Genomic DNA, 9,069 nt, shown 5'->3' with positions numbered 1-9,069 from the left:
GGTATGAGACCGGCGGCGGCCTTTGGAATATTAACCCGATCAGCCCTTCAGGGGATGACGCAGGACAATGGTTTCATTGCGATCCGGACCGGTCGACACCAGGTCGATCGGCACGCCACAAACTTCGGCAACGCGCTCCAGGTAGCGACGGGCCGCGGCGGGCAGCTTGTCGTACTCGGTGATGCCAACGGTGGACTCGGACCAACCCGGCAATTCTTCCAGCACCGGCTGCGCTTGCGCAACGGCGTGCGCGCCGTAAGGCAGCACATCACGGAATTCACCGTTGACGCGGTAGCCGACGCCCAGTTGGATCGTTTCCAGGCCATCCAGCACGTCCAGCTTGGTGATGCACAGGCCGGAAATGCCATTCAGGCGAACCGAGCGCTTCAGCGCAGCACCGTCGAACCAGCCGCAACGACGCGGACGGCCGGTGACCGATCCGAATTCCTTGCCGATGGTTGCCAGACGCGTGCCGATTTCGTCGACCAGTTCCGTGGGGAACGGGCCCGAACCCACACGGGTGGTGTAGGCCTTGGTGATGCCCAACACGTAATCCAGCTGCTGCGGACCCACACCCGCACCCGCCGACGCCGCGCCAGCCACGCAATTGCTGCTGGTGACGAAGGGGTACGTACCGTGGTCGACGTCCAGCAACGCGCCTTGCGCGCCCTCGAACAGGATGCGCTTGCCTTCCTGCTGCATGGCATACAGGTTGCTGGACACGTCCTTGACCATCGGAGCAATGGCCGGAGCCAGGGCCATGGCCTGATCGCGCACTTCATCAGCGGAAACCGCTTCGGCGCCCAGGTACTTGGTCAACACGAAGTTGTGGTAATCCAGGACTTCGGCCAGCTTCTCGTCAAACAGCGACGGGTTGAACAGGTCCTGCACGCGCAGCGCGCGGCGGGCAACCTTGTCCTCGTACGCCGGACCGATGCCACGACCGGTCGTACCGATCTTGCCTTCGCCCTTGCGCGCTTCGCGCGCCTTGTCGATGGCCACGTGATAAGGAAGGATCAGCGGGCAGATTTCGGAAATCTGCAGGCGCGAGCGCACATCCAGACCGGCGGCTTCCAGCTCTTCGATTTCCTTGAGCAGGGCTTCCGGGGACAGCACGACGCCATTGCCGATAAAGCAGGTGACACCGGGATGCATGATGCCCGACGGGATCAGGCGAAGAATCGTCTTCTTGCCGTTGATCCACAGCGTATGGCCGGCGTTGTGACCGCCTTGGAAGCGGACCACGCCTTGGACGGATTCCGCCAGCCAATCGACGATCTTGCCTTTGCCCTCGTCACCCCATTGGGTGCCGATTACGACTACGTTCTTGCTCATGTTACGAATCAATATCGAGTTTCTCGGGAAATCCGGAAATCTCCCCGCGGCCCTCTCGTTTCCAAGAGGGAGTTAGTCACAGCGTTCTGACCGTCCAGGCACCATCTTGCAGCGCCAGCTCGCGATCGCAAACGAATTCGTCCTGATCCTGCTCGTGACCGGGCAATACCTGAACGACAATTTCCCCTGACCGGCGCAGACGGCGAACCGCCTCGGTCAAGGCGGGGGCCTGCCCCCAGGGCGCGCGAACCGCACGCGCCCGCTCTGCTGGCGGCAAACCCGCCGCCAGTTTGCGTAAATCCAGACTGAAGCCCGTGGCGGGACGGGCGCGGCCGAATGCTCGGCTGACATCGTCATAGCGTCCGCCGCTGACCAGCGCGTCGTGCCACCCTTCGGCGTACAGCGCGAACTTGACGCCGGAGTGGTAGCCATAGCCGCCCACATCAGCCAGGTCGACGCCGAATGCCACGTTGGGCATCGCATCCACCAGAGCCTGCAGCGCATCCAACGCCGCCGCCACGCCAGGCAACAAAGGCAAGTCACGACGTGCGTTCTTCAGCACTTCGGGGCCACCATACAAATTTGGCAGCAACTTCAGCGCATTCAGCGTTTCTTCGCGCATGCCGGGCGCCTTTTCGGCCAGTTCACCCAGCCCTGGCACGTCTTTCTCGCGCAGCAGACGGATGACATCTTCGGCCAAAGCGACGGCGGCAGGGTCGGATTCGACGATGGCGCGCACCACACCCGGATGGCACAAGTCCAGACGGGGGTTGCGCACGCCGGCGATTGCTACCGTTTCCAACACGAGCTGGATAATTTCCAGATCGGCTTCAAACCCGGCATGGCCGTAAATCTCGGCGCCGATCTGCAGAAGCTCGCGGCTGGACAGAAGGTCCGCCGGGCGAGCGTGCAGCACGTTGCCGCAATAGCACAGGCGCGTCACGCCGGCACGGTTCAACAAGTGCGCATCAATGCGCGTGACCTGAGGAGTCATGTCGGCCCGTACACCCAGCGTGCGACCCGTCAGCTGGTCAACCAGCTTGCACGTGCGCAGATCCAGATCGCTACCGGTGCCGGACAGCAATGAATCGATGTATTCGACCAGGGGCGGCGCGACCAGCTCGAAGCCGTATGTACGGTACAAATCGAGAAGTTCGCGGCGCAATTCCTCGATGCGCCGGGCCTCTGCCGGAAGTACGTCGGCAAGGCTCTCGGGCAGCAACCAGTTACCCATGAATGTTTACCTGAATAACGCCAAGTGATGCGTGGGCGTCGCCCAAACGAAAAAGCGGCTGAGGGGGCGTAAGCCCGCTCAGCCGCTGCGGAATGTTTTCTAGCTTACGCGGTATTGTACATGAGTCGGCCGGCAGCGCCAGCCGGGATTATCAGGGCCGAAAGCCGTCCCCGCTTGTTCGAACAAGCGCCGCAGCCCAGCCCTGAAGGTCTCTTGCAGCAATAAAAAACCCCTTGGTATCCCAAGGGGTTTTCAGTGTGCAAGGCGCGTGGCGACTTACTTGGCGGGCACGGTGACCGGCGCCAATGCTTCGCCCGCCGGGTCCTTCATGAACTGGAAGAAGCTGGAGCTGGGGTCGACCACCAGCACGTCGCCCGGCTTCGAGAACGAGGCGCGGTAAGCCTCCAAGCTCTTGTAGTACGTGTAGAACTGCGGATTCTTGCCGTAAGCCTGGGCATAGATCGAAGCGGCGGCGGCGTCGCCTTCACCCATGATGCCCTGCGCCGTGGCGTAAGCCTGAGCCACAATCACTTCGCGCTGGCGATCCGCTTCGGCGCGGATCTTCTCGCCCTCGGCGGCACCAATGGAACGCAGCTCGTTGGCGACGCGCGTACGCTCCGCTTCCATGCGGCGATACACCGATTCCGAAATCTCGGGCGCGAATTCAATGCGGCGCAGACGCACGTCGACGATTTGCACGCCCAGGGGCTCGGCGCGCTTGGCCACGTTGGTCAGGATCTCGGCCATGATCTTGTCGCGTTCGGTCGAAACCACGTCACGCACGGTACGCACGTTGACCGAAGCGTTCAAGGCGTCGCGGATCAGCGCTTGCAGGCGCTCTTGTGCGACGCGCTCGTTGCCACCCGTCGAAACGTAGTATTGGCGGGGGTCCGCAATACGCCATTTCACGTAGGAATCGATCAGCAGGTTCTTCTTTTCAGAAGTCTGGATGCGTTCGGCTTCGTTGGTTTCGATGGTCAGAATGCGCTTGTCCAGCGTCACCACGTTCTGGAACGGCGGCGGCGCCTTGAAGTACAGGCCGGGTTCATTAATGGTCTTGCGCACTTCACCCAGTGAGAACACCAGGGCGTAGTCGCGCTCGCGCACGACGAAGACGCATGACGACAGGGCAGCCAGCACGATAAGCAGGCCGACCAGGATGGGCATAAAACGTTGCATGATCAGAAATCCTCCGGGTTAGCGCGACGTGCGGTCGCGGGGCAGCGTGTTGCTATTGCTGCTGCCGGAAGACTGGGGCGCCGGTGCCGCGTTGCTACGCAACGGCGGTTGGACTGGCGGGCTGATCAACGCAGGCGAACCAGGGTTGCCGACGCTGGACTTGCTGGCGTCCTGGGCAGCCAGATGCATGATTTTGTCCAAAGGCAAATACAACATGTTGTTGTTGCTCTTGGTGTCGACCATGACCTTGCTGGCGCGCGTGAAGATGTCTTGCATGCTTTCCAGGTACATACGCTGGCGCATGACTTGCGGCGCCTTTTCGTATTCGCCCAGGATGCTGGTGAAGCGCGAGCTATTACCCTGCGCATCGCCCACCACCTTGGCCTTGTAGCCTTCAGCCTGCTCGGTCATGCGCGATGCCTGGCCGCTGGCCAATGGCACGACCTGGTTGGCGTAGGCCTGGCCTTCGTTGATCTGGCGTTCGCGGTCTTGACCGGCCTTGACGGCGTCGTCGAAGGCGGCTTGCACCTGTTCGGGCGGCTGCACGTTCTGGATAGCAACGGTGCTGACCTGCACACCGCTTTGATAGCGATCCAGGATTTGCTGCATCAAGGCCTGCACTTGCGTGGCGACAGCGGTACGGCCTTCGTACAGGACGAAGTCCATCGACTGCTTGCCCACGACTTCGCGCATCGCCGTTTCAGAGGCCTGGCGGACGGATTCGTCCGGGTCGCGCGTCTTGAAGAGATAGTCAGGGCCACCGTCGGCACGCAGGCGGTATTGCACGACGAACTGCATATCGACGATGTTCTCGTCCGTCGTGAGCATCAGCGCTTCAGGCAGGACCTTATTGCGCGAACCGCCACGGAAACCGACTTCGAACGTGCGCAGTTGCGACACGTTAACGATTTCCTGGCTTTGAATGGGGTACGGCAAGCGCCACTGGAAGCCAGCTTGCGACGTGCTCTTGTACTTGCCGAACTGGGTCACAACCGCGACCTGGCCTTCTTGCACGATGTAGAAGCCACTGGCCAGCCAGATACCCGCCGCGACCAGGGCGATGACGCCCAGGCCGATGCGCGTACCGCGCGGCGATGGCGGCGTCATGCCGCCTCGGTTACCGGGGCGGTTGTTGCCACCGCCACCGCCCTTGCGACCGAACAAGGAGCCGATGCGATTATTGAAATCGCGCCAGACTTCGTCCAGGTCAGGTGGGCCGTCTCCATTGCCTTGAGGCCGCTTTGGCGGCGGCTCGGAGCCATTGTTGTTCCCACGACCCCAACCGGGGTCATTCAGATTGAAGAGTTTGATAATTCGCGGCATTGTTTCCCACAATCTGTCCGGTCTCCGCAATTGCCCCGCGCAACGCATCCAGACCGGCGCGCTCGGTGGCGCTTACAAATACTCGCGCAATCGTACCATGTGCATCGCGCTCCACCCGGGGTTCCAAACCCGCCCGGTCAATCTTGTTGTATACCAGAATGGTCGGAATCGCGGAGGCTCCGATTTCGGCAAGAACCTTGTTGACTTCAAATATCTGTTCGTCGCGCTGCGGGCTGGCGGCGTCGACCACATGCAGCAGCAGATCGGCGTGAACAGTCTCTTCGAGTGTTGCGCGGAACGCGGCGATCAGGCCGTGAGGCAGGTCGCGGATGAATCCGACGGTGTCCGACACCACCACCGAGCCGGCTCCATCGATCCAGATACGACGGGTGGTCGTGTCCAGCGTGGCGAACAGCTGGTCGGCGGCGTAGCTGTCAGCACGCGTCAGCGCATTGAACAGCGTGGACTTGCCGGCGTTGGTGTACCCCACCAGCGACACCGACAGCGCACCGCCCCTGGCCCGGGCGCGCCGTTGCGTCACCCGCTGGCGCTCGACACGATCGAGCCGCTCGCGCAGCGTCTTGACCTTGGCGCCGATCATGCGGCGATCCATTTCAAGCTGCGATTCGCCCGGACCGCGCATCCCGATACCGCCGCGTTGACGTTCCAGGTGGCTCCACATGCGGGTCAACCGCGTGGCCAGATGCTGCAACTGCGCCAACTCGACCTGCAATTTGCCCTCGTGGCTTTTTGCGCGCAGCGCGAAAATGTCCAGAATGAGGGCCACGCGATCCACCACACGCAGATTGAAAGCGCGTTCAAGGTTGCGTTGCTGAGCTGGCGACAAAGGTTGGTCGAAAAGAACGATATCAGCCAGCAAGGCTTGCGCCATCGCCACGGCTTCGTCCGCTTTGCCCGAGCCGATGAAGAACTTGGCGTCGGGGCGATCGCGCCGAGCAGTCAGCGTACCGACGACTTCCGCGCCCGCACCCTTGGCCAGCATGGTGAATTCTTCGGCGTGGGCAGCGTGGTCCGGGTCACCCAGATCCACGCTGATAATCAGAGCGCGCATACATGCACCATATTGGAGCCAAAGCGAAAATGCCCGCCGACGTCAACCGTCAGGCGGGCAAAAAAAGGTACAGCTGGAGCGAGATTATTCAGCAGGGACTTCCACCTGAAAGTTGACGGCGCGCGCGGGAACGACGGTGGAAATGGCATGCTTGTAAACCATTTGCGTAACCGTATTGCGCAGCAGCACCACGTACTGATCAAAAGATTCGATTTGCCCTTGAAGCTTGATGCCGTTTACCAAGTAGATCGACACGGGCACATGATCCTTGCGCAGCGTGTTCAGAAACGGATCTTGCAGAGTTTGCCCTTTATTGCTCATTGGCCAGGCTCCATTTGTTTGTTATTGAGTGATGATGTGCTTTCTTGTGCTGGTGGAGCACACCGAAACATGTACTCTACAGGGTTTTCCCGGCCCGTGCTACTTGGCCAGGAAGCAAAAGTGACACCAGAAATTTCAAGCTGAAATGCCCCTGAAGATCACGCTTTCAGGACCTCTTCAAGCGCCTTCAAAAGCAGGTTGACCTGCTCGTCAGTGCCCACAGTGATGCGCAAAAACTGATCGATGCGAGCATGACGAAAATGACGCACGATGATGCTGCGCTCGCGCAAGCCGGCGGCCAGGCCCGCAGCGTCTTTTGAAGAATGCCGCGCGAACACGAAATTCGCGGCCGACGGCAAAACCTCAAAGTCCAACGCTTGCAAGCCCGCCGTCATCCGCGACCGGGTTTCGATCACGGCTTGGCGAGTCTTGTCAAAGTACTCTGTATCCTCCAATGCCGCTACTGCGCCGGCCGACGCCAGGCGATCTATCGGGTAGGAGTTGAAACTGTTCTTTACGCGTTCAAGGCCATCGATGAGTTCGGCGCTGCCCACGGCAAAACCAACGCGCAACCCTGCCAGCGAGCGCGACTTGGACAGCGTCTGCACGACCAGCAGGTTGTCATAGCGGGCCACCAGGCCCACTGCGGATTCCCCGCCGAAGTCCACATAGGCCTCGTCCACCACCACAACCGACTCCGGGTTGCCGGCCACGATGCGTTCAACATCGGCTAGGCCCAGCGCCCGGCCGGTCGGCGCATTGGGATTGGGGAAGATGATGGCGCCTGCCTGCCCGTTTGCACCCGGCAGGTAGTCGTCGACATTGACGGAAAAGTCCGCCGCCAGCGGCACCGTTTCGTACTCGATACCGTACAAGCCGCAGTAGACCGGATAGAAGCTGTAGGTGATGTCGGGAAAGCGCAGCGGCTTGTCGTGCTTGAGCAGCGCAAGAAATGCGTGCGCCAGCACCTCGTCGGATCCATTGCCGACGAAGACCTGGTCGGCTTGCACGCCGACGGTGGTCGCGATTGCCTGGCGCAGCCGGTCCGAAGCCGGATCCGGATACAGCTTTAGCGTGTCGTCGGCGGCCGCGCGGATGGCCTCGAGCACCTTGGGCGACGGCCCGTACGGGTGCTCGTTGGTATTCAGCTTGACCAGGTTCTGAAGCTTGGGCTGCTCGCCCGGGACATACGGACTAAGCGTCCCGACCACGGGACTCCAGAAACGGCTCATGGATCAGCTTTCCTGCGCGTAGGGGTTGTGCGACGACTTGAATTCGATGCGCAGCGGCGTGCCGGCCAGATCGAACGCATTGCGGAAACGCGTTTCCAGATAGCGGCGATACGAATCGGGGATGGCATCCAGCGCGTTGCCGTGAATGACGACCAGCGGCGGGTTCTGCCCCCCTTGGTGCGCGTAGCGCATCTTGGGGCGGAAGATACCCTTGCGCGGCGGCTGTTGCTGTTCGATAGCGGCCTGAAGCTCACGCGTCAGCTTCGGCGTGGACAGCTTGGCGAACGCCGCGGCGTGCGCCGAGTTGATGGACTTGAGCAACGGCTTGATGCCCTGGCCACGCAGCGCCGAGATGGTATGCATGCGCGCGAACGACAGGAACCGCAGCTTGCGTTGAAACTCGCGTTCGATGCGTTCCTTTTCCTCGCCGTCCAGGCCGTCCCATTTGTTGATGGCGACCACCACGGCACGACCCGTTTCCAGCACGAAGCCCGCAATGTGGGCGTCCTGCTCGGAAATTTCGGTGTGCGCGTCCAGCATCAGCAACACGACGTTGCTGGCCTCGATGGCCTGCAACGTCTTGATGACCGAGAACTTCTCGACAGCCTCAAAGACCTTGCCGCGCTTGCGCAGGCCGGCCGTGTCGATCAGCGTGTAGCGGCGGCCATCGCGGTCGAAGTCGATTTCAATGGCGTCGCGCGTCGTACCGGGCAAGTCGAACGCAATGACGCGCTCTTCGCCCATCAGGGTATTGATAAGCGTCGACTTGCCCACGTTGGGACGACCGACGATGGCCAGCTTGATGCGGTGATCGTGCTCGCCCTCGCCTTCTTCGAACGCCTCGTCTTCGGCCGGCGGTTCGGCCAGGTCCTTCAGGGCCAGTTCGATCAGGTCGACGATGCCGTCACCGTGCGCCGCCGAAATTGGAAAGGGTTGGCCCAAGCCAAGTTCGTGGAATTCGGCAATGGCGGGGCCCAAGCCCATGCCTTCGGCCTTGTTCACCGCCAGCAGCACGCGCTGCTGGCCAGACTTGCGCAGCAGTTGGGCGATCTGGTGGTCGTGGGCGTTCAGGCCGGCGCGAGCGTCCACCAGGAACACCACGACGTCAGCCTCGGCGATGGCCTGCCGGGTCTGGCGCGCCATCTCCAGCAGGATCCCGTCCTTGGCGACGGGTTCGAAACCACCGGTATCGATAGCGATGAACGGGATCTCGCCTACCCTGCCCTCACCGTAATGGCGGTCGCGGGTCAGGCCGGAAAAATCGGCCACCAGCGCGGCGCGCGATCGCGTCAGGCGGTTGAAAAGGGTCGACTTCCCCACATTGGGGCGACCGACCAGGGCAACGACAGGCTTGAAAGACACGGTGTAAGGCT

At 61.6% G+C, this 9,069-nt stretch carries 8 protein-coding genes; all 8 read right to left on the bottom strand.

Features of this window, described 5'->3' with window-relative positions:
- Nucleotides 1-39 precede the first annotated feature (39 nt).
- Complete coding sequence (locus tag AC6LJY_RS17400; RefSeq protein ID WP_162941177.1) at nucleotides 40-1,335, bottom strand: adenylosuccinate synthase; 1,296 nt, start codon at nucleotides 1,333-1,335, stop codon at nucleotides 40-42.
- A gap of 76 nt (nucleotides 1,336-1,411) precedes the next feature.
- Nucleotides 1,412-2,569, bottom strand: coding sequence for an ATP phosphoribosyltransferase regulatory subunit (locus AC6LJY_RS17395; RefSeq protein ID WP_046803675.1), 1,158 nt, complete (start codon nucleotides 2,567-2,569; stop codon nucleotides 1,412-1,414).
- Nucleotides 2,570-2,845: 276 nt separating this feature from the next.
- Nucleotides 2,846-3,748, bottom strand: a complete 903-nt coding sequence (hflC, locus tag AC6LJY_RS17390; RefSeq protein ID WP_046803676.1) for a protease modulator HflC — start codon at nucleotides 3,746-3,748, stop codon at nucleotides 2,846-2,848.
- An 18-nt stretch (nucleotides 3,749-3,766) separates the two neighbouring features.
- Complete coding sequence (gene hflK / locus AC6LJY_RS17385; RefSeq protein ID WP_046803677.1) at nucleotides 3,767-5,071, bottom strand: FtsH protease activity modulator HflK; 1,305 nt, start codon at nucleotides 5,069-5,071, stop codon at nucleotides 3,767-3,769.
- On the bottom strand, nucleotides 5,037-6,143 hold the full coding sequence (hflX, locus tag AC6LJY_RS17380; protein ID WP_046803678.1) for a GTPase HflX: 1,107 nt from the start codon (nucleotides 6,141-6,143) through the stop codon (nucleotides 5,037-5,039). The genes hflK and hflX overlap by 35 nt, the downstream gene beginning before the upstream one ends.
- An 84-nt stretch (nucleotides 6,144-6,227) precedes the next feature.
- A complete protein-coding gene (gene hfq / locus AC6LJY_RS17375; protein ID WP_006218585.1) occupies nucleotides 6,228-6,464 on the bottom strand; it encodes an RNA chaperone Hfq in 237 nt (78 codons plus the stop codon).
- Between the two features lie 158 nt (nucleotides 6,465-6,622).
- Entirely contained in the window at nucleotides 6,623-7,696 is a 1,074-nt protein-coding gene (hisC, locus tag AC6LJY_RS17370) for a histidinol-phosphate transaminase (protein ID WP_498136429.1), read from the bottom strand.
- 3 nt (nucleotides 7,697-7,699) lie between these two features.
- Nucleotides 7,700-9,058 (bottom strand): ribosome biogenesis GTPase Der, encoded by a 1,359-nt coding sequence (gene der / locus AC6LJY_RS17365; protein ID WP_046803680.1) that lies wholly within the window; start codon nucleotides 9,056-9,058, stop codon nucleotides 7,700-7,702.
- Nucleotides 9,059-9,069: the final 11 nt, after the last annotated feature.

The sequence above is a fragment of the Achromobacter sp. RT286_PF genome (genome assembly GCF_059760425.1).
This window is presented reverse-complemented; position numbering and strand designations above follow the sequence as displayed.